We start from the raw sequence: 23,650 nt of genomic DNA on the forward strand, positions 1-23,650 counted from the left end.
CCCCCCCCCCTTCAATCCGTTCGCAAAATCCATCAAATCCGCATTTATCATTTGCAGGAATGGTCGTTCTTCGAATTGACAAATATTGACCTCAGTCTGACAATTGAACCTCAGCCAGCGAGCCAAGGATCAGAAAATGAAAGTCGTCGCCTACATTCGAGTCTCTACAAAAGGCCAAGGTGATAGTGGTCTGGGCCTGGATGCACAACGCGACTACATCACTCGTGCCGCTGATCAGAATGGATGGCACATTGTTGGCGAGTTCATCGACGTGGTATCGGGCAAGCTGGCAATCGAGGATCGCCCTGAAGGTGCTAAGGCTCTGGCTCTGTGCAAGGAACAGAACGCGCAGTTGGTGGTAGCCAAGCTGGATCGACTCTCACGCTCGGTCCACCACATCGCACGATTGATGGAGCAGACAGAGTTCAAAGTCGCCACTATGCCTCAAGCAAAGACCTTTGAACTCCACCTATTCGCCGCATTGGCACAGCAAGAACGTGAGTTCATCGCTAGCCGTACCCGTGAGGCTCTGGCGTCCCTTCAGAAGCGTGCTGACGATGGTGATGCCGTTGCCTTGCAGAAGATCAACAACCGCTCTCAGGCGCTCGCCAAAGGCCGTGCTGTCGCTGACATTACAGTCGCCAATGATCAACGCATGAAGAACGTGAACGCACATCAAGCGGCGGTACAGCCCCACCTACTGGCGTGCCTGTACAACAAGTTGAATACGCTTCAGGCCGTAGCTGATTGCCTCAATACCAAAGGCTTGCGTACAGCCCGTGGCGCCACGTTCACACCAACGGCAGTACGTCGCCTCATGCTCGCCTTCAACGTCTCATTCTGAAGCCGTGAGAGCTTCAGTGCCGCCCAACTTATTTCTATATTCCGCAGACTGCCATTTGGCCTACTCGTGACGTGCTTAGCACTTCTCGTGCTCAAACCTGATTCAAGGCTCCATTATTTTTCCTTCTGCCCCCTTAGAAAAGACTACAGACGCTCACTTATTTTTGGCGGGGGATTTAGGAAAAGAGCTGGAAAAAAGGCCGGCTTTTCACCATGGATGCTGACGCTCTACCAACGATCTGCTCGCTAGACATCTGGACAACAATCAAAGCACACTGCCACCATACGCCCACCCCCTAGGCCAGTTAGATAAGGACGAAGCATGCGGATACCACAGGAAATTTTAGAGCAGATAAAGGACAACCCGACAACCGGAGCAATTGCAGCCTGCGAGTTTGTAGAGGCGGAGTTCAATAATGGCAGTTCCTGGCTACCTCCCGACGAAGAACTCCTATTTGAAATTTACGCCCTATTATTCAGCTTGAAGGAAGCAGGACGAATCTCATATCTTGAAGATGCTCCAGATCTGAAAGCATCCTTCCCAAATATTTGTGTACGCCTTAGCCAGTTTGTAGATGGCGTCAAAGAACAGCTGCAAACTCAGCACCGAGACCTGACTAACGAACACAGATTCGATCAATTTAAGAACCACTTCTCTCTCACTCTCAACAATACATTTGGCTACGAGTTTACGGATGGGGACTTAAAGCGTATTCGGGCGCTAATTAATGAGTTACGCGAACTGATAACCGAAAACACAGAACTCGATGAAGACCACAAACGCCGCTTACTGAAACGCCTGGAGAAGATGCAGTCGGAAATCCATAAAAAGGTATCTGACCTTAATGCTTTCTACGGTCTCGCGGTCGAAGCAAGCGTAGTTCTCAAAAAAGTAGGCGAGAACGCCAAGCCGATAGTGGATCGGATAAAAGAACTGACCGGCATATCTTGGAATACGCAAGCACGTGCTGAGAATCTGCCATCAGGAACAGAACCACCAATGCTGGAAAATGATGCCACCCCACCAGCGATTGAGTGACAAGATTTTCAATTCATGCAGGAAGCAATCGCAATGAAAGACATCGTGATTACCGTAGTGAATTTCTTCGCTTGGCTAGGGATCGTTGTGGCAACGGTAGTGGGATACTTTGCAATGAAGGGTAACTACGAGTATATCGGAGCCTTAATAGGCTTCGCCGTTGGCTGCCTAGGCTCTGGTGTGTGGTTTGTACTCTCAGCAATCCACCAGAATATCCAGACCATCCGAGACATTGCCGTTAAGCAGTCTCAAGGGTGATTTATGATCCGATAGCTACTAGCTATCGGATACGCCTAGCTAGTCTTCGTAACTAGTCTTGATACCAAGTTGCTGGCTTATCACCGTCAACGCATCATATACGTACCGGACATGATCAGGTTTTGCACTATTGTATGCTGGGCTTGCCTCCCACTCTCTCGCGCTCGCATTCAGCGAATAGGCGATGTGGTTCAGGCTTCGCGCTGCCAGGGTAACTCCGGTTTTTTTGGGTAGGCGGAAGAACAATCTCGCTGCACGATAGAACATGATCGTAGCAGCAGCAGAGACTATCTCTGCCGAATGATCAGATATCTTTCCCGACAACTCATCATCGACGGCTGCGTTGGTAATCTTGGCTTGGTGCCTAAGGATTGTGTTGGAAAGCCGAGCCAGTGCAGCTCTGAAGACTTGTATGGGTTCAATCACCATCTTGAGTAGGTATTGTCCGATCAGGAAAACAAAAACTCCGATCAGCGTCGGGATTACAAAACTCATGGATATCCCTCAATGGAAGCTAGGCATTTCGCAAGCTATGTTACCGACCGCCGTAGCCGCCCACCATCGCGTCATCGGCATTCACATTGCTCAGTGTGAACGAACCCTATATTTTGTGAACGTTCTGTATGAAATCCAGGCAACAAAAAAGGGCCCACCTTTCGGTGAGCCCTTCTAGACCGCCCAGCAGAGCGGATTTTGTTTGGTAGGCGCGATTGGACTCGAACCAACGACCCCCACCATGTCAAGGTGGTGCTCTAACCAACTGAGCTACGTGCCTGCTGTGAGGCGGCATTCTACGGAATTCCGGAGGGGTGTCAACATCTTTTTTGCAGCTAACCCTATGAATATGCGAATTATTTATTGGCGCTGGGCACACCCGAGGTTTTCGGGTGGCTGGCAGGCAATTTTCAACTCAGGTAGGATCGGCGCACTCGTAAAAAATATAAAACAGAGGTTCCAGGATGGCGAACACCCCCTACCCCCAGTCCTATTACGCCGCATCCGCGAATGCGGTTCCGCCTCGCCCGGTACTCCAAGGTGAAGTCGAAACCGATGTGTGCGTAATCGGCGCCGGCTACACAGGCCTTTCAAGCGCGCTGTTTCTGCTGGAGAACGGTTTTCGCGTCACTGTACTGGAAGCCGCCAAAGTGGGGTTCGGCGCCTCGGGCCGCAATGGTGGGCAGATCGTCAACAGCTACAGCCGCGATATCGATGTGATCGAGCGTAGCGTCGGCCCCAAGCAGGCACAGTTGCTTGGGCAGATGGCATTTGAAGGCGGCAAGATTATTCGCGAGCGCGTGGCCAAATATCAGATCCAGTGCGACCTGAAGGACGGTGGCGTGTTCGCCGCGCTTAATAGCAAGCATATGGGCCACCTGGAGTCACAGAAGCGCCTGTGGGAGCGCTATGGCCATACGCAACTGGAGTTACTGGACGAGCGCCGTATCCGCGAAGTGGTGGCCTGTGACAACTATGTCGGCGGCCTGCTGGACATGAGCGGCGGACACATTCATCCGCTTAACCTGGCGCTGGGTGAGGCGGCGGCTGTGGAATCCCTGGGCGGTACGATCTACGAGCAATCGGCAGCGGTGCGTATCGAGCGCGGCGCCAACCCGGTGGTGCATACCGCCGAGGGCAAGGTCAGGGCCAAGTTCATCATCGTCGCGGGCAACGCCTACCTCGGGAACCTGGTGCCGGAGCTGGCGGCCAAGTCGATGCCATGCGGCACTCAGGTCATCACCACCGCACCACTGGGCGACGAACTGGCCAAGACGTTACTGCCGCAGGATTACTGCGTCGAGGACTGCAACTACCTGCTGGACTATTATCGCCTCACCAGCGACAAGCGCCTGATCTTCGGCGGCGGCGTGGTGTATGGCGCACGCGACCCGGCCAACATCGAAGCAATCATCCGCCCGAAGATGCTCAAAGCGTTCCCGCAGCTCAAAGATGTGAAAATCGACTACGCCTGGACCGGCAATTTCCTGCTGACCCTGTCGCGCCTGCCGCAGGTCGGTCGTCTGGGGGACAACATCTATTACTCCCAGGGCTGCAGCGGCCATGGCGTGACGTACACGCACTTGGCTGGCAAGGTACTGGCGGAGGCGTTGAGAGGCCAGGCTGAGCGTTTTGATGCGTTTGCCGATCTGCCGCACTACCCGTTCCCGGGTGGGCAACTGTTGCGCACACCGTTTGCTGCGCTGGGCGCGTGGTACTACGGGCTGCGGGATAAGCTGGGGTTCTGAGCCGACCTGATTGTGGGAGCGGGCTTGCCCGCTCCCACATTTCTGACCGAGGAACAGCCGGAGCCAAATTGCAGACACAAAAAACCCCGGTCTTTCGACCAGGGTCTTTGCTATCGGATCAAAGAAAGCTTAACGCTTGCTTTGTGCTTCAAGGCGTTCAGTGGGCCTTGAGGCAGATATGGCGCAGCGGACGGGACTCGAACCCGCGACCCCCGGCGTGACAGGCCGGTATTCTAACCGACTGAACTACCGCTGCGTATCGCTTGACCGGCTGCGCGTAAACGCTCAACCGTCTTTAAACATCTGATCAATCAGCCTTGGCTGTTCGATCTCAAGCCCGACAAGTCGAACCCGGAAAATATGGCGCAGCGGACGGGACTCGAACCCGCGACCCCCGGCGTGACAGGCCGGTATTCTAACCGACTGAACTACCGCTGCGCGTCGGTGCAACCTTTAACGTTGCGTCTTGCCCTGAAGCAAAACTCTCAAGAAGTGGTGGGTGATGACGGGATCGAACCGCCGACCCTCTGCTTGTAAGGCAGATGCTCTCCCAGCTGAGCTAATCACCCTTTGCTTCGTTGAGGCCGCGAAATTTACGCAGGTAGCGGACCTAAGTCAATAGCCCGCTTGAAGTTTTTCTGAAAAAGACAAAATTGCTTCAAGACGGCGATCGGCCCTACTCGCTGTAAATCATCTTCTTGCTCATGCCACCGTCCACCACAAACTCCTGCCCGGTGACAAACCCCGCCTGACGCGACAGCAACCACGCCACCATCGCCGCCACGTCCTCAACCGTACCCACCCTGCCCGCCGGATGCTGGGCGTGATCGGCATCGGTCAAAGGCTCGGCACGCCGAGCAGCAGGATCACGCGCATCGATCCAGCCAGGGCTGACAGCGTTGACCCGCACCTCTGGCCCCAGACTCATGGCCAAGGCGTGCGTCAGGGCCAGCAGGCCGCCCTTACTCGCCGCGTACGCTTCGGTGTCGGGCTCTGACTGGCGGGCCCGGGTCGACGCCAGGTTGACGATGGCACCGCCGTGGGCACGCAGATACGGCGCACAGTGCTTGGCCAACAACATCGGCCCACTGAGGTTCACCGCCAGCACCCGGTTCCAGTAAGCCAGGTCAAGGCTCTCCAGGGTGATATTGCGCGGGTCGGCCACCGCCGCATTGCACACCAACGCATCCAGGCGCCCGAACTGCCCCAGCACTTCGGCAACACCCTGGGCGACCTGTTTCTCGTCGGCCACGTCCATGGTAATAAACCAGGCATTGTCACCCAACACCTTGGACACCTTGGAACCGCGCTCGCGGTCCAGGTCGGTCAACACCACCTGCCAGCCTTCGCTGATCAGCCACGCCGCGATCCCAAGGCCAATGCCTCGGGCCGCGCCCGTCACCAGTGCGACGCGGCCGTTACTGACCGCCGCAGCCTCCATGGACCACTCGATCACAAGGCCGCCAGCCCGCGAGCCAGGTCAGCTTGCAAATCGGCGACGTCTTCGAGGCCGACCGCGATACGGATCAAGCTATCGCGAATGCCGGCAGCTTCACGTTCCTGTGGCGCGAGGCGCCCGTGGGAGGTGGTGCTCGGGTGGGTGATGGTGGTCTTGCTGTCACCCAGGTTGGCCGTGATGGAGATCAGGCGCGTCGCGTCGATAAAGCGCCAGGCGCCGTCTTTGCCGCCCTTTACTTCAAAGCTCACCACGGCACCGAAACCACGCTGCTGACGCTGGGCCAACGCGTGTTGCGGGTGGCTCTCGAGGCCGGCGTAATGAACTTTCTCAATCCCGTCCTGCTGCTCCAGCCACTCGGCCAGGGCCTGGGCATTGGCACAGTGGGCCTTCATACGCAGGCTGAGGGTCTCCAGGCCCTTGAGGAAGATCCACGCGTTAAACGGGCTCAGGGTCGGACCGGCGGTGCGCAAGAAGCCCACCACTTCCTTCATCTGCTCGCTGCGCCCGGCAACCACGCCACCCATGCAACGGCCCTGGCCGTCGATGAACTTGGTGGCCGAGTGCACAACAATGTCCGCGCCCAGCTTCAACGGCTGTTGCAGCGCCGGGGTGCAGAAGCAGTTGTCGACCACCAGCATCGCGCCCTTGGCGTGGGCCACTTCGGCCAATGCAGCGATATCCACCAACTCAGCCAGCGGGTTGGAAGGCGACTCGACGAACAGCAACTTGGTGTTGGCCTTGATCGCAGCATCCCAGCCGGACAGATCCGCCAGGGGCACATAGTCCACTTCGATGCCGAAGCGCTTGAAGTACTTCTCGAACAGGCTGATGGTGGAGCCGAACACACTGCGCGACACCAGCACATGATCGCCAGCGCTGCACAAGCTCATCACCACCGCCAGGATGGCTGCCATGCCGGTCGCGGTCGCCACCGCCTGCTCGGCACCTTCCAGCGCCGCGATACGCTCTTCGAACGCACGCACGGTCGGGTTGGTGTAGCGCGAGTAAACGTTGCCCGGCACTTCACCGGCGAAACGCGCGGCAGCGTCGGCGGCAGTACGGAACACATAGCTGGAGGTGAAGAACATCGGGTCACCGTGCTCACCTTCGGGGGTGCGGTGCTGCCCGGCGCGCACAGCCAGGGTATCGAACGCTACGCCATCGAGGTCGCTGTCCAACCGACCGGCATCCCATTCCTGACTCATGCTGCGACTCCTTACTCAATGCTTTATTTAAGATACAAAACCGGCCCCTCAGGGCCGGTGTTTACTCAGTTGTTGTACAGATCGATGATCGCGCTGACCGCCTGGGTCTTGATCTTCGACGAGTCGTTACGCGCCTGCTCGATTTTGTTCAGGTAAGCCTCGTCGACATCACCGGTCACGTACTTGCCGTCGAACACGGCGCAGTCGAACTCGGCGATTTTGATCTTGCCACCACCGACCGCCTCGATCAGGTCCGGCAGGTCCTGATAGATCAACCAGTCAGCGCCGATCAGGTCGGCCACATCCTGGGTCGAACGGTTGTGGGCGATCAGCTCGTGGGCGCTCGGCATGTCGATACCGTAGACGTTCGGGTAACGCACAGCAGGTGCGGCGGAACAGAAGTACACGTTCTTCGCACCGGCTTCGCGGGCCATCTGGATAATCTGCTTGCACGTGGTGCCGCGGACGATGGAGTCGTCCACCAGCATGACGTTCTTGCCACGAAATTCCAGCTCAATGGCGTTGAGCTTCTGGCGGACCGACTTCTTGCGCGCTGCCTGGCCCGGCATGATGAAGGTACGGCCGATGTAGCGGTTCTTGACGAAACCCTCGCGGAACTTGACGCCCAGATGGTTGGCCAGTTCCAGTGCAGCGGTACGGCTGGTGTCCGGAATCGGGATCACCACATCGATATCGTGCTCTGGACGCTCGCGCAGGATCTTCTCGGCCAGCTTCTCACCCATGCGCAGACGCGCCTTGTACACCGAAACGCCGTCGATGATCGAATCCGGACGCGCCAGGTAGACGTGTTCGAAGATGCACGGGGTGAGTTTCGGGGCCACTGCGCACTGGCGGGTGTGCAGCTTGCCATCTTCGGTGATGTACACCGCTTCGCCCGGCGCCAGGTCACGGATCAGGGTGAAACCCAGCACGTCCAGGGACACGCTTTCGGAAGCGATCATGTACTCGACGCCTTCGTCGGTGTGACGCTGGCCGAACACGATCGGGCGGATGCCGTGCGGGTCGCGGAAACCGACAATGCCATAACCGGTGATCATGGCCACTACCGCGTAGCCACCGACGCAACGGTTGTGCACGTCAGTGACGGCCGCGAACACATCTTCTTCGGTCGGCTGCAGCTTGCCACGCTGGGCCAGCTCGTGAGCGAACACGTTAAGCAGCACTTCCGAGTCGGAGTTGGTGTTGACGTGGCGCAGGTCAGATTCGTAAATCTCCTTGGCCAGCTGTTCAACGTTGGTCAGGTTACCGTTGTGCGCCAGGGTGATGCCGTAAGGCGAGTTGACGTAAAACGGTTGAGCTTCGGCCGAGGTCGAGCTACCGGCAGTCGGGTAACGCACATGGCCAATGCCCATGTGCCCGACGAGGCGCTGCATGTGACGCTGATGGAACACGTCACGCACCAGACCATTGTCCTTGCGCAGGAATAACCGGCCGTCGTGGCTGGTCACAATACCGGCAGCGTCCTGGCCGCGGTGCTGGAGGACGGTTAGCGCGTCATACAGCGCCTGATTGACGTTCGACTTACCGACGATACCGACGATGCCACACATGCGACGCAACCCCTACTTAATGAATCTTGACTGAACACAGCTTACTGAGGCGTTTTGGCCGGTAAAAGGTGTTCCTTGAACGGAAGATCAGCGGGTACGCTGATTCCGCTGGCCAGCCACTGACTGCTCCACCCCAGAATGAGGTTCTTGGACCAGTCTGCAACCAATAGAAATTTTGGCACGAGTACCGACTCCTGCCACCACGAATCCTGCTGTACCGGCCCCAGGCTCAATAGCCCGACCGCCACCACCACCAGCAGCCCGCCACGCGCGGCGCCGAAGGCCATGCCGAGGAATCGATCGGTCCCGGAGAGGCCGGTGACACGTATCAACTCGCCAATAAGATAATTGACCATTGCCCCCACCAGCAGCGTGGCGATGAACATGATGGCGCAGCCCGCGATAACGCGAGCCGAAGGTGTTTCGATATACCCGGCCAGGTAAACCGACAGTGAACCACCGAACATCCAGGCTACGACTCCTGCGATGATCCAGGTCAGCAACGACAGTGCTTCTTTTACGAAGCCGCGGCTTAGACTGATCAAAGCGGAGATGGCGACGATTGCAACGATCGCCCAATCAACCCAGGTAAATGGCACAGTGCAGCCTACGGACGGATAAGGCGGCGCATTTTAGCAGAGCGCTCGGCTATCGGTAAGCTGTGATTGCGGGTGCTTTGCAAATCAATGGGTTGCCCATAGATAACGCCCTGCCAAGACCAGCACAAAACCAATGTGGGAGCGGGCTTGCTCGCGAATACAGAGTGCCAGATACACATTCAGTGACTGACACTGCGTATTCGCGAGCAAGCCCGCTCCCACATTTGAACCGTATTATCCGCTTAAAATCAGCCGCGCTCAGGCTGGAAACGCACCACAAATCCATTCAGATTCTGCTGACGGCCCAACAAGTCCCGCAGGCGATCCGCCTCGGCACGCTCGATCAGTGGCCCGATAAACACCCGGTTCTTGCCGTCGGCGCTACGGATATAGGCATTGTAGCCCTGGGTACGCAGCTTTTTCTGCAAGGCTTCGGCGCTTTCGCGGTTGGCCAGGCTGGCGAGCTGGATCGACCAACTGATCGGCAAGCCGTTGGGATCGATACGGCTCTGGCCCACATCAGGCTTACCCGGTGCGGCCGGCTGCGGCGCCACTGGCTTGGGCGCAGGCGCAGGCGCAACAGGCTTGGCGGCAACGACCGGGGCCGGAGCAGGCTTGACCACCGGCACACTCGGCTGTATCGGCTGAGTTGGCGCCTGCTGTGCAGCGACTTCCTCGTCAGTCGGCACCGGCTCTTGCGGCAACGCCTGCGGCTCGGGCACCACCACCGGCTCAACCTGAACCTGAGGGATCGTCGGCGCCTGGGGCGCGGCCGGCGCCTCGACGACGACCTGGCGCTGTTCGTCCTGGCGGGAAAACAGCATCGGCAGAAAAATCACCGCCAACGCCACCAATACGAGGGCCCCAACCATTCGCTGCTTGTATGCGCTATCCAGTAATGCCATGTGCAGCTTCCTCCGTGGAGCGCCGGGCCAACCACTCTAGCGCCTCGGCAACACAATAAAATGATCCGAACAACAGAATCTCGTCCTCGGCCGTGGCCACCGCACATTGCGCTTCAAGCGCGGCGGTGACGCTTGTATACGACGCCACCGATGCACCAAGGTTCTGCAAGGCGACTTCCAGCTCGGCGGCCGGACGACTGCGCGGCGTATCCAGTGGCGCAACTGCCCACGCCTGAACATTGCTCAGCAACGGCGCAACCACGCCGTCCAGGTCTTTATCGGCCAACAGCCCGAACACCGCCAGGCGGCGACCAGCCGGTGGCGTACGCGCCAGGCGCTGCGCCAGGTACTCGGCGGCATGCGGGTTATGCCCCACATCCAGCAGCAGGTTCAGACGCTTGCCCGCCCATTCAAACGCGCGGCGATCCAGCCGCCCAACCACCCGGGTCGCCAGCAATGTCGCAGCAATCTGCTCGGCATTCCACGGCAAATCCATCAACAGGTAGGCTTGCAGCGCGAGCGCAGCGTTTTCCATCGGCAGGTTCAGCAACGGCAAGTCACGCAACGCTACAACCTGCCCACGCGCATCACACCCGCGCCATTGCCAATGCTGGTTGCCAATCTCGAGCGTGAATTCGCGCCCGCGCAGGTAAAACGGGCAATCCAGCTCGCGCACCTTGTCGAGCAAGGGCTGCGGCGGGTTCAGGTCGCCACACAGCGCAGGCTTGCCCTGACGGAAGATGCCAGCCTTTTCATAGGCCACCGACTCACGGGTATTGCCGAGATAATCGGCATGGTCAACACCAATGCTGGTGACCAGCGCGAGGTCGGCATCCACCACGTTGACCGTGTCCAGACGCCCACCCAGGCCAACTTCCAGGACAACCACATCCAATTGCGCACGCTCGAACAGCCAAAACGCCGCCAAGGTGCCCATCTCGAAGTACGTCAGGGATATCTCGCCACGCCCGACATCCAGTGCGGCGAAGGCTTCGCAGAGCTGCTCGTCAGTGGCTTCGACGCCATTGAGCTGCACCCGCTCGTTATAACGCAGCAGGTGCGGAGAGTTGTACACGCCGACCTTCAGCCCTTGGGCTTGCAGCAGCGCCGCGACAAAGGCGCAGGTAGAGCCTTTGCCGTTGGTGCCGGTCACCGTGACCACGCGCGGTGCCGGCCGGCCCAACCCAAGGCGGGCCGCTACCTGTTGCGAGCGCTCCAGGCCCATGTCGATGCCGGACGGATGCAACTGCTCAAGGTAGGCGAGCCATTCGCCCAGGGTACGTTGGGTCATAGGTTTGCAGGCACCGGCGGCACGACGATTGGCTCGACTTTAGGCGCGATGTACACCGGCGTCGGCAGGCCCATCATTTGCGCCAGCAGGTTACCCAGGCGTGGACGCAGCTCGCCACGGGCGATGATCATGTCGATAGCGCCGTGCTCAAGCAGGAACTCGCTGCGCTGGAAACCTTCCGGCAGTTTTTCGCGAACGGTTTGTTCAATCACGCGCGGGCCGGCAAAGCCGATCAGGGCCTTGGGCTCACCGACGATCACATCACCCAGCATCGCCAGGCTGGCGGAAACGCCGCCGTAGACCGGGTCGGTCAGCACGGAGATGAACGGGATGCCTTCTTCACGCAGACGCGCCAGTACCGCGGAGGTCTTGGCCATTTGCATCAGGGAGATCAGCGCTTCCTGCATACGCGCGCCACCTGAGGCGGAGAAGCAGATCATCGGGCAACGGTTTTCCAGGGCGTAGTTGGCGGCACGTACGAAACGCTCACCCACGATGGCACCCATCGACCCCCCCATGAAGGAGAACTCAAACGCGGACACGACAACCGGCATGCCCAGCAGTTTGCCGCTGACAGAGATCAGCGCGTCCTTCTCACCGGTCTGCTTCTGCGCAGCGGTCAGGCGGTCCTTGTACTTCTTGCCGTCGCGGAACTTGAGGCGGTCAACCGGCTCCAGGTCGGCACCCAGCTCGTTACGGCCATCGGCGTCGAGGAAAATGTCGATGCGGGCGCGGGCGCCGATACGCATGTGGTGGTTGCACTTGGGGCAAACATCCAGGGTCTTTTCCAGCTCCGGGCGGTACAGCACCGCGTCGCAGGATGGGCACTTGTGCCACAGACCTTCAGGAACCGAGCTTTTCTTCACCTCGGAACGCATGATCGAAGGGATCAGTTTGTCTACTAACCAGTTGCTCATGCTTTCTTTCTCCAGTACCGGTGGCTTGAACACAGCCCCGCGTATGCCCTTGAGCTAAATTCATATGTGGCGATGACACATGCTGGACGGGGTCAGACGTTCGACCGGCCATTTCCCGCATGCCTCCTCAGCCTTCCAGACAACCTGCCAGCGCAGGGTTGCCACTTCATTTCCGGGCCTCCCGCAGGCGGCGCCGGTGCTGTTTTACACAGTGGTAGTTATGGACGGCGGCAGACTGCCAGCCGTCACATCACGCCACTGCTGTTGCGCACGGCCTGCATGAATGCGCGAATCTTGTGGTGGTCCTTGATGCCCTTGCCCTGCTCCACCCCACCGCTCACGTCCACCGCGTACGGCCGGACCTGCTCGATGGCCGCCCCGACATTGGCCGGGGTGAGCCCGCCTGCGAGGATGATCGGCGTCTTCAAGCCTTCGGGAATCAGCGTCCAGTCGAAGGCCTCACCCGTTCCGCCGGGCACACCTTCGACATAGGTGTCCAACAGAATCCCGCGAGCGCCAGTATAGGCCGCACAGGCGGCAGCGATGTCATCCCCCGCCTTGACGCGCAGCGCCTTGATATACGGGCGCTGGTAGCTTTCACACTCGGCGGGGCTTTCATCGCCATGGAACTGCAGCATGTCCAGCTGCACGGCATCCAGGGTTTCGTTGAGTTCGCAGCGACTGGCGTTGACGAACAGCCCCACGGTGGTCACGAACGGTGGCAGCGCGGCGATGATTGCCCGCGCCTGCAACACATTCACCGCCCGCGGGCTTTTGGCGTAAAACACCAAACCAATGGCATCCGCCCCCGCCTCGACTGCCGCCAGCGCGTCTTCTATGCGGGTAATCCCGCAAATCTTGCTGCGAACGGCTGACATGTCGTAGAAACCTCAGGGTTGAACCGAGAAAGTCCCGGATGGTAACAAAAGCTTTTCCGGGCGTCAGCCGCCAAGTTCGCTGAAACCTGTGAGGAAGTGTGGCCCGATGAAGCGATCCGGCAACTCGAACTCATCGCGGTACTCCACATCCACCAGGTACAAGCCGAACGGATGCGCCGTCACCCCGCCCGTGCGGCGGATGCGGCTTTCCAGCACTTCTCTGGCCCACTCCACCGGACGCTCGCCGGTGCCGATGGTCATCAGCACGCCTGCAATGTTACGCACCATATGATGAAGGAAGGCGCCGGCACGGATGTCCAGCACGATCATTTTGCCGTGGCGGGTCACCCGCAGGTGATGGACTTCCTTGATCGGCGACTTGGCCTGGCACTGGCCGGCACGGAAGGCGCTGAAGTCATGCACACCCACCAAATGCTGTGCCGCCTCGGCCATGCGCTCGGCATCCAGGGGACGGTGGTTCCAGGTAATTTCCTGATTAAGGTGCGCCGGGCGGATCTGATCGTTATAGATCACATAGCGGTAGCGCCGGGCAATCGCCTTGAATCGCGCATGAAAATGCGCAGGCATGACCTTGGCCCAGGTGACGCTGACGTCGTGGGGCAAATTGATATTGGCGCCCATTACCCACGCTTTCATCGTGCGTTCGGCCTGGGTATCGAAGTGCACCACCTGACCACAAGCGTGCACGCCCGCGTCAGTACGCCCGGCGCACATCAGCGACACCGGCGAGTCGGCGACTTTCGATAAAGCGTTTTCCAGGGTTTCCTGCACCGTCAACACACCGGAGGCCTGGCGCTGCCAGCCGCGATAGCGCGAACCTTTGTATTCCACGCCGAGGGCGATGCGGTAAAAGCCTGCGGCCGCCATTTCGGCGGCCGCGTTATCTATATTTGCCAAGAACTGAGAGCCCGATGAGTTGCGCAAAGGCGCCCATTATAAGGCGCTGAGCCGCAGACGCCATGGTTTGTAAGGCTGGAAAGCAAAACGGCGGCCCAAGGGCCGCCGTTGCGTTAACAGCTGACGATCACGCCAGCCGGCCAAGCATTTCCTTGGCTTCACCGCGCTGGGCTTCATCGCCCTCAGTCAGCACTTCGGAAAGGATGTCCCGCGCGCCATCGGCATCGCCCATGTCGATGTAGGCCTGGGCCAGGTCCAGCTTGGTGGCGACCTCATTGGTACCGGACAGGAAGTCGAATTCCGGCTCATCACCACCCAACGCCGCCTCTTCAGCGGTGAAGGAAGGTTCGATCGGCGGATGTTCCAGGCTTTGGGACAGGCGATCCAGCTCAGCGTTGACATCATTGAGCTCCGAGGCGAAGACCTCGGGCTTGCCGGCGGCGGGCGCTTGCGGCTCGTCCGCCAGGGACAGGTCGAAATCTTCCGGCAGGTCAAAGTCGTCCAGCGCGGCAGGCGTCAGGGTCGGCGGCTCAACGGCCGGGACATCCTTCATCTGGTCTTCAAGACCCGAAAGGAAGTCGTCATCCGACTGCGTGGAAGCCGGATCCTCCAGTTGCAGGTCCAGATCGAAGTCCGACAAATCGTCCGGGCTGGCTTTGGCTTCCGTCTGCTGTTGCAGCACCGACTCGAAGCTCAGCGCGTCTTTCGGGCTGACCACGGCCGGTGAAGCGGCTTCCAGGTCATCCAGGCTCAGGTCGAAATCGGTATCGAACGCCTCTGGCTCCGGGGCTGGCGCGACGGGTTTGTCTTCCATCAGGTTCTTGACGTATTGCGCGTCCAGGGCCGCAGCAGCCACCGCAGCACTGACGCCCGCCGCCAACACAGCCATGGCCGGAAAGCGGCTTTTGAGCTGCTCGACCTGGGCATGGTTCTCACCATTGGCCACCAGTTGACGCTCCTGGGTAACGAAGCCGTCCTTGTCGCTCTGCAGGCCATAAACTTCCATCAACTTCAAACGCAGATCGCTGCGCTTGGGCTCGCGCTTGATCGCCTGCTCCAGCACATCAGCCGCCTGGTTCAGGTGACCACGGTCGATATGAGATTGAGCTTGTGCCAGCGCATCACTGGAATTCTCAGGAGCGACAGCAACCGCCAACGGCGAGAGTACCGAGGCAACCGTCGGCGCCACCACGACCGGCTCAACCGCCGCCGCGGGTGCGGGCGCAGCTGCCAACTTGACGTTCGGTGGCGTGACTTCCAGGCCTTCGAAGCTGTCCGGTGGCAGGTCGTGATCAATGTTCGGGGTAAATACCGGCTCTTCAGCCAGGGCCCGCGCCATACGTAGGTGCTTTTCTTCTTCAAGGCGCGCATTGCGATGACGTGCCCACAACAACAGCAGCAACAACACCAACAAGCCCGCCGCACCGCCGATCACACCCAGGACGATCGGATTTGTCAGCAGCTCGTTGAATTTACCTTCGGTGGTATCAGGCGCGGCCTCCGGCTTGATTGGCTCGGGTGCGGCAGGTGCCGGTGCCGGTGTCGCAGCAGCAGCCGGCGCCACCTCGGGCGTTGCTGGAACAGCGGCTGGCGCAGTGACTGGCTCGCCGGCCAATTGAGCGGGCATCGCCGCCGTTGCCGCCGTTGCCGGCGCGGCCGGGGCGCCGTTTGCTGCCTGCAACCTGGCAAGTTGATCGTTTTTCAGTTGAATCAGCTTTTGCAGCTTGTCCAACTGACTTTGCAGATCCGCCGCGCGGCTTTTCAGTTCGGCATTGTCGCGGCGAGTGGTATCCAGTTGTTCCTGGGTCATCGCAAGCTTGTCGTTCAGCGCGCGACCGTCACCGGCCTTGCCCTTCGCGCCTTTCTTGGCAGATTCAGCAGAAACCAGGCTCAAGTTGTCCGTGGCGGTGGTGCTTGAGGGCGCATTGCCCGCCTGCGCGCGCTTGGTCGCGTCCAGTTGCTGCTTGCCCGCCGCCTGATTGTTGGCCGTGCGGCGCCCCTGGCGCCAGGCCGCATTTTGCGCGCTCACTTCGGCAATCGCCTTGGGTTGCGCCAAGGCGGTGGCTTGCTGGCGGTCCGGCAGGCGCAGGACATGGCCGGTTTTCAGACGGTTGATATTGCCGTCGACAAAGGCGTCAGGGTTGAGCGCCTGGATAGCCAGCATGGTCTGTTGGATCGAAGCACCATTACGGTTCTTCTCAGCAATTTCCCACAGGGTGTCGCGAGAAGTCGTGGTGTGCTGAGCGGATTTGCTGACAGTCGGCGCAGCGCCGGTCGGCGCGCTCAAACGCGGCGCGGGTGCGCTCGCGGTCGGAGTCGGTGCTGGCTGTTCGAACTTGGCCGGGTCGAGCAGCACACTGTAGTCGCGCATCAGGCGGCCATTGGGCCATTGCACCTGCAGCAGGAAACGCACATAGGAATCCGGCAGCGGCTTGCTCGACGTGACACGCACCACGCTGCGCCCGCTAGGGTTGACCACCGGGGTAAACGTCAGGTCATTGAGGAACGCCTGGCGATCAACGCCTGCGTCTACAAATGCCTGGTCGGAGGCCAGGCTGGGCGTAATCTCGGCAGCGGTGAGGCCACCGACATCAAGCAATTCGATTTCCACCGACAACGGCTGGTTCAACTTCGACTTGAGGGTCATCTCCCCAAGCTGCAGCGCTTGCGCCATACCGGAGGACAGCGCCGAGGCGGCCGCTATTGCTAACACCAGTTTGCGAACTTGAACCATAGCCTCATCCTTTGTCTGAACACTCCCCGGCCTGCGAGAAGGTTGGTAACCGCTGCCATAAGGCATGGCGAGCCGATAGGTTACCGACGCGCTTCTGTTCTGCTAGGGACCAAGCATAGCGCTTGGCTAGAATCAATCTACAAATTGCCGCCAAGTATCTTTTACGCAAGGCCTTTTATCAACAACTGCGCCAGTTGCACGGCATTCAATGCGGCGCCTTTGCGTACGTTATCTGACGTCAGCCATAGATTTAGTTCCGCCGGGTCATCCACGCCCGCACGCACTCGGCCCACGTAGACCACGTCCTGGCCGACCGCATCGCCCACGGCGGTCGGGTAATCGCCCTCTTCGACCAGCTCAATGCCCGGTGCCGCCTCGAGTGCGCGGTTGACCGCCGCCAGATCGACCGGCGCGCCCAATTGCAACGACACAGTCAGGCTATCGCCAAAAAACACCGGTGCTTGAACGCAGGTTGCGGAAATCTTCAGTAAAGGAGTTTCCAGTACCGCACGCAATTCGTGGACCAGGCGTCGCTCCAGGGCGGTATGGCCTTGGGCGTCGGGCGTGCCGACTTGTGCCAGCAGGTTGAAGGCCATTTGCCGATCAAAGAACTTGGGCTCCAGCGGGCGTACGTTCAGCAGCTCTGCGGTCTGTCGGGCCAGCTCGCTGACAGCCTCACGGCCTTGGGCAGAGACAGCCAGGTTGGCGGTGACGCTGACGCGCTGGATCTCCAGCAAACCGCGCAGCGGCGCCAGGACTACCGCCAGGTTGGTGGCGGACGGGCTTGGGCTGCCCAGTTGGAACGGCCTTTTCAGACCGTCCAGCACATGGGCATTGGCTTCCGGCACCACTTGGGGCGCCTGCTCGGCCGGCAAGGCGCCGGAGAGATCGATCACCGAGCAGCCGGCGGCCGTGGCACGCGGGGCGAAACTCAAGGTTACCGCCGGACCGGCTGCGAAGAACGCCAATTGCGCTTTGCTGAAATCGAATTCATCGACTTCCTTGACCCGCACGTTTTTGCCACGAAACGGAACTGACGCACCGGCCGAGTTGCTGCCCGCCAGCAGGTACAAGGTGCCCACCGGGAAATCCAGCTCTTCAAGAATCTGCACCAGGGTTTCGCCCACGGTGCCGGTGGCGCCGATCACTGCAATTTCAAAAGTCTGGGTCATGGGGGCTGCCTCGGGCATTGCGGGGGGAGCGGCACTTTACCGGGTGGCTGGGGGTGAGGCAATTAACCGGGGGTTTGCGGCGTGGCTGATGACCCCTTCGCGAGCAAGCCCGCTCCCACACTTGACCGAGTTCCAACGCTCAAATGCGCTCGACTGTCGGCGCGGGCTTGCCCGCAATGGGGCTGTAACGAACAACAAAAAACCCGCGCCTGTCACCAGAACGCGGGTTTCTTGTTTACCAGCAGCGATTAGCGCTCCAGCAAAATCCGCAGCATGCGGCGCAGCGGTTCAGCCGCGCCCCACAGCAACTGGTCGCCAACGGTGAACGCGCCCAGGTACTGGGTGCCCATGTTCAGCTTGCGCAGACGGCCAACCGGTACATTCAGGGTGCCGGTAACCTTGGTCGGGCTGAGCTCCTGCATGCTGATTTCGCGGTTGTTCGGCACCAGCTTGACCCACGGGTTGTGCTGGCTGATCAGCCCTTCGATATCCGCGATCGGCACGTCTTTGTTCAGTTTGATGGTCAGCGCCTGGCTGTGGCAGCGCATGGCGCCGATACGCACGCAGATACCGTCCACCGGGATCGGGCTCTTGAAGCGGCCCAGAATCTTGTTGGTTTCGGCCTGGGCTTTCCACTCTTCGCGGCTTTGGCCGTTCGGCAGTTCCTTGTCGATCCACGGGATCAGGCTACCGGCCAATGGCACACCGAAGTTCTCGGTCGGGTAGGCTTCGCTGCGCATGGCTTCGGCCACACGGCGGTCGATGTCGAGGATCGCGCTGGCCGGGTCGGCCAGTTGATCGGCAACGGCCGCGTGGGTCGCGCCCATTTGCTTGATCAGTTCGCGCATGTTCTGCGCACCCGCACCGGACGCCGCCTGATAGGTCATGGCGCTCATCCACTCGACCAGACCCGCTTCGAACAAGCCGCCCAGGCCCATCAGCATCAGGCTGACGGTGCAGTTGCCGCCGACGTAGTTCTTGGTGCCCGCATCCAGCTGCTGGTCGATGACCTTGCGGTTGACCGGGTCGAGGATGATCACCGCGTCGTCCTGCATGCGCAGGCTGGAGGCGGCGTCGATCCAGTAACCCTGCCAGCCGGCTTCGCGCAGCTTGGGGAAGACTTCGCTGGTGTAGTCGCCACCCTGGCAGGTCAGAATCACATCGAGGGTTTTCAGCTCTTCAATGCTGTAGGCGTCCTTGAGCGGGGCAATATCCTTGCCCACGGACGGCCCTTGGCCACCTACGTTCGAAGTGGTGAAAAACACCGGCTCAATAAGATCGAAATCCTGCTCTTCCAGCATCCGCTGCATGAGCACGGAACCGACCATACCGCGCCAACCGATCAGACCTACACGTTTCATCGCAACTACACCTTGTTAAAAAGTGGGCCGCCTTGCAGCAACAACTGCAAGCGGGCCCGAGAGATTACAGATTCCGCAGCGCGGCGACTACTGCGTCGCCCATTTCTTGCGTGCCGACTTTGGTGCAACCCTGTGACCAAATGTCACCGGTGCGCAAACCCTGATCCAACACCAGGCTTACGGCCTTCTCGATAGCATCGGCCGCGTCGCTCAGGTTGAAGCTGTAACGCAGCATCATCGACACCGACAAAATGGTCGCCAATGGGTTGGCAATGCCTTGCCCTGCGATATCCGGCGCCGAACCGTGGCAAGGCTCGTACATGCCTTTGTTGTTGGTGTCCAGGGACGCCGACGGCAGCATGCCGATGGAACCGGTGAGCATCGAGGCCTGGTCGGACAGGATGTCGCCGAACAGGTTATCGGTGACGATCACGTCAAACTGCTTGGGTGCGCGCACCAGTTGCATGGCGGCGTTATCGACGTACATGTGGCTCAGTTCGACGTCCGGGTAGTCCTTGGCCACTTCTTCGACAATTTCGCGCCACAGCTGGCTGGAAGCCAATACGTTGGCTTTGTCGACGGAGCAGACCTTTTTACCGCGCACACGGGCCATGTCGAAACCGACACGGGCGATACGGCGGATTTCACTCTCGCTGTACGGCAGGGTGTCGTAGGCCTGACGCTCACCATTCTCCAACTCGCGCACACCGCGTGGCGAGCCGAAATAGATACCACCGGTCAGCTCGCGCACGATAAGGATATCCAGGCCCGCCACCACTTCCGGCTTGAGGCTCGACGCGTCGGCCAGTTGCGGATAGAGGATGGCCGGACGCAGGTTGCCGAACAGGCCCAGTTGCGCGCGAATTTTCAGCAGGCCGCGCTCAGGGCGGATATCACGCTCGATCTTGTCCCACTTCGGGCCACCCACAGCCCCCAGCAACACCGCATCAGCAGCACGGGCGCGGTCCAGCGTCTCGTCGGCCAGCGGCACGCCATGCTTGTCGATAGCCGCACCACCGATCACATCGTGGCTCAGTTCGAAGCCCAGGCTGTACTTGGTGTTGGCCAACTCCAGGACTTTGACCGCTTCGGCCATGATTTCCGGACCAATACCGTCGCCAGGAAGAATCAGAATCTGCTTGCTCATGCGTTCCTCATTTCATCAAGCGACCTGCCCGCAGGCAGGTCGGGAAAATTAATCAACGTTCGGCAAAAACCACCAGCACGTCGGTGCTGAAGGTGCCGTCGGCCTGAATCTCGTAGTAATCGCGCACTTCCTGCCCCATCGCCTGCTGCAGCTCAAGGATCGCGGTGCGCAAGGCCTGCGGAGTGCGCATGCGCTCGACCCAGGAGGTGTATTCCAGGCGCAGGCGTTGGCGGCTGCTGGTGCGCACATGCAGGCCGGCCTCGCTGAGTTGACGCATCCACTCGGCGGCGTCGTAATCGCGCACGTGGCTGGTGTCGCGCAGCACTTCGACGGTTTGCAGGTAAGTGTCCAACAGCGGGCTGCCCGGTGACAAGACGTCGACAAAGGCCGCCACGCCGCCTGGCTTGAGTACGCGGCGCACTTCACGCAGGGCCAGGCCCAGGTCACTCCAGTGGTGCGCCGAGTAACGGCTGAACACGAAGTCGAACTCGCCGTCGGCGAATGGCAAGCGTTCGGCGGCGCCGCATACGGTGCGGATGTTATTCAGGCCGCGATCCACAGCGGCGGCACTGACCACGTCGAGCATCTGTTGGGACAGGTCGTAGGCGACCACTTCTTTGACCAGCGGCGCTACCTGGAAACTCACATGACCGGCACCGCAGCCCAAGTCCAGCAGTCGTGTTGCGCCCTGCCCGGCCAGTTCGGCCTGAAGCAGCGCGAATTCGGTGCCTTGGGCGTGCACGGCACTGCTCAGGTACGCCGAGGCTTGCTCGCCGAATTGTTTTTGCACGACTTGGGTGTGGGCGGTGCGGGTCATGGTGAGCTTCCTTGAGACTTGTGTTGTTTGTACTGCCGTCTTCGCGGGCAAGCCCGCTCCCACATTCAACCGAGTTCCTTCCGTTGAAATGCGATCAAATGTGGGAGCGGGCTTGCTCGCGAAGGGGCCAGTCCGGTCTACATAGAATCACGCGTCGCGAAACAACCAGGGCTGGCTGGCCCGGTGTTTGGTTTCAAACGCGGCAATCGCATCGCCGTCCTGCAGGGTCAGGCCGATATCATCCAGGCCATTGAGCAGGCAGTGCTTGCGGAAGGCGTCCACTTCAAAGTGATAGACCTTGCCGTCCGGGCGCGTAACGGTCTGCGCAGCCAGGTCGACGGTCAACTGGTAGCCCACATCGGCTTCCACTTGCTTGAACAGTTCATCCACTTCAGCGTCGCTCAAGATGATCGGCAGCAAGCCATTCTTGAAGCTGTTGTTGAAGAAGATGTCCGCGTAGCTCGGCGCGATGATGCTGCGAAAGCCATATTCTTCCAGGGCCCACGGCGCGTGTTCACGGCTGGAGCCGCAACCGAAGTTTTCCCGGGCGAGCAACACGCTGGCGCCCTGATAGCGCTCGGCGTTGAGCACAAAGTCCTTGTTCAGCGGGCGCTTGGAGTTGTCCTGGTAGGCGTAGCCCACGTCCAGGTAGCGCCACTCGTCGAACAGGTTGGGGCCAAAGCCGGTGCGCTTGATCGACTTCAAGAACTGCTTGGGAATGATCTGGTCGGTGTCAACGTTGGCACGGTCCAACGGCGCTACAAGACCTGTGTGTTGGGTAAAAGCTCTCATCGGGTTTTCCTCAGATCAATTCGCGAACGTCGATGAAACGACCGTTGACGGCAGCCGCGGCGGCCATGGCCGGGCTGACCAGGTGGGTACGCCCACCGGCGCCCTGACGCCCTTCGAAGTTACGGTTGGAGGTCGACGCGCAATGCTCGCCCGACTCCAAACGGTCCGGGTTCATCGCCAGGCACATCGAGCAGCCCGGCTCACGCCACTCAAAACCGGCCTCGAGGAAGATCTTGTCCAGGCCTTCGGCTTCGGCCTGGGCTTTGACCAGGCCCGAGCCTGGCACCACGATGGCTTGCTTGATGGTCGAGGCGACTTTACGGCCTTTGGCGATCACCGCCGCGGCACGCAGGTCTTCGATCCGCGAGTTGGTGCAGGAACCGATAAACACGCGGTCCAGCTGGATGTCGGTAATCGCCTGATTGGCTTTCAAGCCCATGTATTTCAAGGCGCGTTCGATCGAACCGCGCTTGACCAGGTCGGCCTCTTTAGCCGGGTCCGGCACGTTCTGGTCGACGGCCAGGACCATCTCCGGCGAGGTGCCCCAGCTGACTTGCGGCTTGATCTGCGCAGCGTCGAGCTCGACCACGGTGTCGAACACCGCATCGGCGTCGGAGACCAGGTCTTTCCAGGCTTCGACGGCGGCGTCCCAATCGGCGCCTTTCGGCGCGAATGGGCGGCCCTTGACGTATTCAACGGTCTTCTCGTCCGCCGCCACCATGCCCACGCGGGCACCGGCTTCGATGGACATGTTGCAGATGGTCATGCGGCCTTCGATGGAGAGGTCGCGAATCGCGCTGCCGGCGAACTCGATGGCATGGCCGTTACCACCGGCGGTGCCGATCTTGCCGATCACGGCGAGCACGATGTCCTTGGCGGTCACGCCGAACGGCAGCGTGCCTTCAACCAAGACCAACATGTTCTTCATTTTTTTGGCGACCAGGCACTGGGTGGCGAACACATGTTCCACCTCGGACGTGCCGATGCCATGGGCCAACGCGCCGAACGCACCGTGGGTGGAGGTGTGGGAGTCGCCGCAGACGACGGTCATGCCGGGCAAGGTCGCGCCCTGCTCCGGACCGATCACGTGAACGATGCCTTGACGCACGTCATTCATTTTGAATTCGGTGATGCCATATTCGTCGCAGTAATCGTCGAGGGTCTGCACTTGCAGGCGCGACACGGTGTCAACGATTGCGTCGATGCCGCCCTTGCGTTCAGGCGTGGTCGGTACGTTGTGGTCAGGGGTGGCGATGATCGAGTCGACGCGCCAAGGCTTGCGCCCGGCCAGCCGCAGGCCTTCGAACGCTTGTGGCGAGGTCACTTCATGGATGATGTGACGGTCGATATAAATCAGCGACGAGCCATCGTCGCGCCGTTTCACTTCATGGGAATCCCAAAGCTTGTCGTAAAGCGTTTTGCCGGCCATCAGTCGGTCCTCATCATCGGTCTTTCTATGCCCCGGGCCTTGAGACATTCAATAACCCTTTGGCTTGTGAGG

21 protein-coding genes and 4 tRNA genes are annotated in these 23,650 nt (G+C 60.1%); 4 read left to right on the top strand and 21 right to left on the bottom strand.

The window, feature by feature from the left end; all coding sequences use genetic code 11:
* The first annotated feature begins 136 nt into the window (after positions 1-136).
* The 3 genes from A7D21_RS01900 (at position 137) to A7D21_RS01910 (ending at position 2,140) form a co-directional block, all read left to right on the top strand.
* Positions 137-844 carry a recombinase family protein gene (locus A7D21_RS01900; protein ID WP_069550954.1) on the top strand — a complete coding sequence of 236 codons (708 nt, stop codon included), beginning with the start codon at positions 137-139 and terminating at the stop codon, positions 842-844.
* A gap of 321 nt (positions 845-1,165) precedes the next feature.
* Entirely contained in the window at positions 1,166-1,882 is a 717-nt protein-coding gene (locus tag A7D21_RS01905) for a hypothetical protein (RefSeq protein ID WP_069550955.1), read from the top strand.
* A gap of 33 nt (positions 1,883-1,915) precedes the next feature.
* Positions 1,916-2,140 carry a hypothetical protein gene (locus A7D21_RS01910; RefSeq protein ID WP_069550956.1) on the top strand — a complete coding sequence of 75 codons (225 nt, stop codon included), beginning with the start codon at positions 1,916-1,918 and terminating at the stop codon, positions 2,138-2,140.
* 39 nt (positions 2,141-2,179) lie between these two features.
* Here A7D21_RS01910 and A7D21_RS01915 read toward each other — a convergent pair whose 3' ends face one another.
* Complete coding sequence (locus tag A7D21_RS01915) at positions 2,180-2,635, bottom strand: hypothetical protein (RefSeq protein WP_069550957.1); 456 nt, start codon at positions 2,633-2,635, stop codon at positions 2,180-2,182.
* 203 nt (positions 2,636-2,838) lie between these two features.
* Positions 2,839-2,915: transfer RNA gene (locus A7D21_RS01925), tRNA-Val, on the bottom strand.
* Positions 2,916-3,099: 184 nt separating this feature from the next.
* Here A7D21_RS01925 and A7D21_RS01930 point away from each other — a divergent pair.
* Positions 3,100-4,383: an FAD-binding oxidoreductase gene (locus A7D21_RS01930; protein ID WP_053257078.1), complete on the top strand. Its 1,284-nt coding sequence runs from the start codon at positions 3,100-3,102 to the stop codon at positions 4,381-4,383.
* A gap of 179 nt (positions 4,384-4,562) precedes the next feature.
* Here A7D21_RS01930 and A7D21_RS01935 read toward each other — a convergent pair.
* The 19 genes from A7D21_RS01935 to leuC all read right to left on the bottom strand — a co-directional run bounded on the left by A7D21_RS01935 (position 4,563) and on the right by leuC (position 23,578).
* A tRNA-Asp gene (locus tag A7D21_RS01935) sits at positions 4,563-4,639 on the bottom strand.
* 105 nt (positions 4,640-4,744) lie between these two features.
* Positions 4,745-4,821 (bottom strand) — tRNA-Asp (locus A7D21_RS01940).
* 55 nt (positions 4,822-4,876) lie between these two features.
* Positions 4,877-4,952: transfer RNA gene (locus A7D21_RS01945), tRNA-Val, on the bottom strand.
* Between the two features lie 107 nt (positions 4,953-5,059).
* Entirely contained in the window at positions 5,060-5,824 is a 765-nt protein-coding gene (locus tag A7D21_RS01950; protein WP_069550959.1) for an SDR family oxidoreductase, read from the bottom strand.
* 11 nt (positions 5,825-5,835) lie between these two features.
* Positions 5,836-7,047, bottom strand: a complete 1,212-nt coding sequence (locus A7D21_RS01955; protein WP_053257080.1) for an O-succinylhomoserine sulfhydrylase — start codon at positions 7,045-7,047, stop codon at positions 5,836-5,838.
* Between the two features lie 65 nt (positions 7,048-7,112).
* The gene (gene purF, locus A7D21_RS01960) at positions 7,113-8,618 is read right to left on the bottom strand and encodes an amidophosphoribosyltransferase (protein WP_053257081.1); all 1,506 of its coding nucleotides are present in this window, start codon (positions 8,616-8,618) and stop codon (positions 7,113-7,115) included.
* Positions 8,619-8,659: 41 nt separating this feature from the next.
* Entirely contained in the window at positions 8,660-9,217 is a 558-nt protein-coding gene (locus tag A7D21_RS01965; protein WP_003212681.1) for a CvpA family protein, read from the bottom strand.
* 248 nt (positions 9,218-9,465) lie between these two features.
* Positions 9,466-10,122, bottom strand: a complete 657-nt coding sequence (locus tag A7D21_RS01970; protein WP_053257082.1) for an SPOR domain-containing protein — start codon at positions 10,120-10,122, stop codon at positions 9,466-9,468.
* Positions 10,106-11,413 (bottom strand): bifunctional tetrahydrofolate synthase/dihydrofolate synthase, encoded by a 1,308-nt coding sequence (gene folC, locus A7D21_RS01975; RefSeq protein ID WP_069550960.1) that lies wholly within the window; start codon positions 11,411-11,413, stop codon positions 10,106-10,108. Before folC ends, A7D21_RS01970 begins: the two co-directional genes overlap by 17 nt.
* Positions 11,410-12,330: an acetyl-CoA carboxylase, carboxyltransferase subunit beta gene (gene accD, locus A7D21_RS01980; protein WP_053257084.1), complete on the bottom strand. Its 921-nt coding sequence runs from the start codon at positions 12,328-12,330 to the stop codon at positions 11,410-11,412. The genes folC and accD overlap by 4 nt, the downstream gene beginning before the upstream one ends.
* A 245-nt stretch (positions 12,331-12,575) precedes the next feature.
* Positions 12,576-13,208, bottom strand: a complete 633-nt coding sequence (locus A7D21_RS01985) for a phosphoribosylanthranilate isomerase (protein ID WP_053257085.1) — start codon at positions 13,206-13,208, stop codon at positions 12,576-12,578.
* A gap of 63 nt (positions 13,209-13,271) precedes the next feature.
* Positions 13,272-14,096 (bottom strand): tRNA pseudouridine(38-40) synthase TruA, encoded by an 825-nt coding sequence (gene truA / locus A7D21_RS01990; RefSeq protein WP_053257086.1) that lies wholly within the window; start codon positions 14,094-14,096, stop codon positions 13,272-13,274.
* Between the two features lie 157 nt (positions 14,097-14,253).
* The gene (locus A7D21_RS01995; protein ID WP_069550961.1) at positions 14,254-16,860 is read right to left on the bottom strand and encodes a FimV/HubP family polar landmark protein; all 2,607 of its coding nucleotides are present in this window, start codon (positions 16,858-16,860) and stop codon (positions 14,254-14,256) included.
* Positions 16,861-17,021: 161 nt separating this feature from the next.
* The gene (locus A7D21_RS02000; RefSeq protein ID WP_069550962.1) at positions 17,022-18,032 is read right to left on the bottom strand and encodes an aspartate-semialdehyde dehydrogenase; all 1,011 of its coding nucleotides are present in this window, start codon (positions 18,030-18,032) and stop codon (positions 17,022-17,024) included.
* Between the two features lie 248 nt (positions 18,033-18,280).
* A complete protein-coding gene (gene asd / locus A7D21_RS02005) occupies positions 18,281-19,393 on the bottom strand; it encodes an aspartate-semialdehyde dehydrogenase (protein WP_053257089.1) in 1,113 nt (370 codons plus the stop codon).
* A gap of 64 nt (positions 19,394-19,457) precedes the next feature.
* Positions 19,458-20,540 (bottom strand): 3-isopropylmalate dehydrogenase, encoded by a 1,083-nt coding sequence (leuB, locus tag A7D21_RS02010; protein ID WP_064453251.1) that lies wholly within the window; start codon positions 20,538-20,540, stop codon positions 19,458-19,460.
* Positions 20,541-20,592: 52 nt separating this feature from the next.
* Positions 20,593-21,357: a class I SAM-dependent methyltransferase gene (locus A7D21_RS02015; RefSeq protein ID WP_069550963.1), complete on the bottom strand. Its 765-nt coding sequence runs from the start codon at positions 21,355-21,357 to the stop codon at positions 20,593-20,595.
* Between the two features lie 147 nt (positions 21,358-21,504).
* The gene (leuD, locus tag A7D21_RS02020) at positions 21,505-22,149 is read right to left on the bottom strand and encodes a 3-isopropylmalate dehydratase small subunit (protein WP_053257092.1); all 645 of its coding nucleotides are present in this window, start codon (positions 22,147-22,149) and stop codon (positions 21,505-21,507) included.
* 10 nt (positions 22,150-22,159) lie between these two features.
* Entirely contained in the window at positions 22,160-23,578 is a 1,419-nt protein-coding gene (gene leuC / locus A7D21_RS02025; RefSeq protein ID WP_053257093.1) for a 3-isopropylmalate dehydratase large subunit, read from the bottom strand.
* Between the last annotated feature and the right edge of the window lie 72 nt (positions 23,579-23,650).

Origin of the sequence: Pseudomonas sp. AP19 (genome assembly GCF_001728855.1) — a bacterium.
GTDB lineage: Bacteria > Pseudomonadota > Gammaproteobacteria > Pseudomonadales > Pseudomonadaceae > Aquipseudomonas > Aquipseudomonas fluorescens.

Bases quoted from the DNA above. Each gene is read 5' to 3' on its own strand.
- A7D21_RS01985 (WP_053257085.1), bottom strand. From the start codon at position 13,208: ATGTCAGCCGTTCGCAGCAAGATTTGCGGGATTACCCGCATAGAAGAC.
- A7D21_RS01930 (WP_053257078.1), top strand. From the start codon at position 3,100: ATGGCGAACACCCCCTACCCCCAGTCCTATTACGCCGCATCCGCGAAT.
- A7D21_RS01915 (WP_069550957.1), bottom strand. From the start codon at position 2,635: ATGAGTTTTGTAATCCCGACGCTGATCGGAGTTTTTGTTTTCCTGATC.
- A7D21_RS01910 (WP_069550956.1), top strand. From the start codon at position 1,916: ATGAAAGACATCGTGATTACCGTAGTGAATTTCTTCGCTTGGCTAGGG.
- truA (WP_053257086.1), bottom strand. From the start codon at position 14,096: ATGGCGGCCGCAGGCTTTTACCGCATCGCCCTCGGCGTGGAATACAAA.
- A7D21_RS01900 (WP_069550954.1), top strand. From the start codon at position 137: ATGAAAGTCGTCGCCTACATTCGAGTCTCTACAAAAGGCCAAGGTGAT.
- folC (WP_069550960.1), bottom strand. From the start codon at position 11,413: ATGACCCAACGTACCCTGGGCGAATGGCTCGCCTACCTTGAGCAGTTG.
- A7D21_RS02015 (WP_069550963.1), bottom strand. From the start codon at position 21,357: ATGACCCGCACCGCCCACACCCAAGTCGTGCAAAAACAATTCGGCGAG.
- A7D21_RS02000 (WP_069550962.1), bottom strand. From the start codon at position 18,032: ATGACCCAGACTTTTGAAATTGCAGTGATCGGCGCCACCGGCACCGTG.
- A7D21_RS01950 (WP_069550959.1), bottom strand. From the start codon at position 5,824: ATGGAGGCTGCGGCGGTCAGTAACGGCCGCGTCGCACTGGTGACGGGC.
- leuD (WP_053257092.1), bottom strand. From the start codon at position 22,149: ATGAGAGCTTTTACCCAACACACAGGTCTTGTAGCGCCGTTGGACCGT.
- leuB (WP_064453251.1), bottom strand. From the start codon at position 20,540: ATGAGCAAGCAGATTCTGATTCTTCCTGGCGACGGTATTGGTCCGGAA.
- A7D21_RS01905 (WP_069550955.1), top strand. From the start codon at position 1,166: ATGCGGATACCACAGGAAATTTTAGAGCAGATAAAGGACAACCCGACA.
- purF (WP_053257081.1), bottom strand. From the start codon at position 8,618: ATGTGTGGCATCGTCGGTATCGTCGGTAAGTCGAACGTCAATCAGGCG.
- asd (WP_053257089.1), bottom strand. From the start codon at position 19,393: ATGAAACGTGTAGGTCTGATCGGTTGGCGCGGTATGGTCGGTTCCGTG.
- A7D21_RS01955 (WP_053257080.1), bottom strand. From the start codon at position 7,047: ATGAGTCAGGAATGGGATGCCGGTCGGTTGGACAGCGACCTCGATGGC.
- leuC (WP_053257093.1), bottom strand. From the start codon at position 23,578: ATGGCCGGCAAAACGCTTTACGACAAGCTTTGGGATTCCCATGAAGTG.
- accD (WP_053257084.1), bottom strand. From the start codon at position 12,330: ATGAGCAACTGGTTAGTAGACAAACTGATCCCTTCGATCATGCGTTCC.
- A7D21_RS01995 (WP_069550961.1), bottom strand. From the start codon at position 16,860: ATGGTTCAAGTTCGCAAACTGGTGTTAGCAATAGCGGCCGCCTCGGCG.
- A7D21_RS01970 (WP_053257082.1), bottom strand. From the start codon at position 10,122: ATGGCATTACTGGATAGCGCATACAAGCAGCGAATGGTTGGGGCCCTC.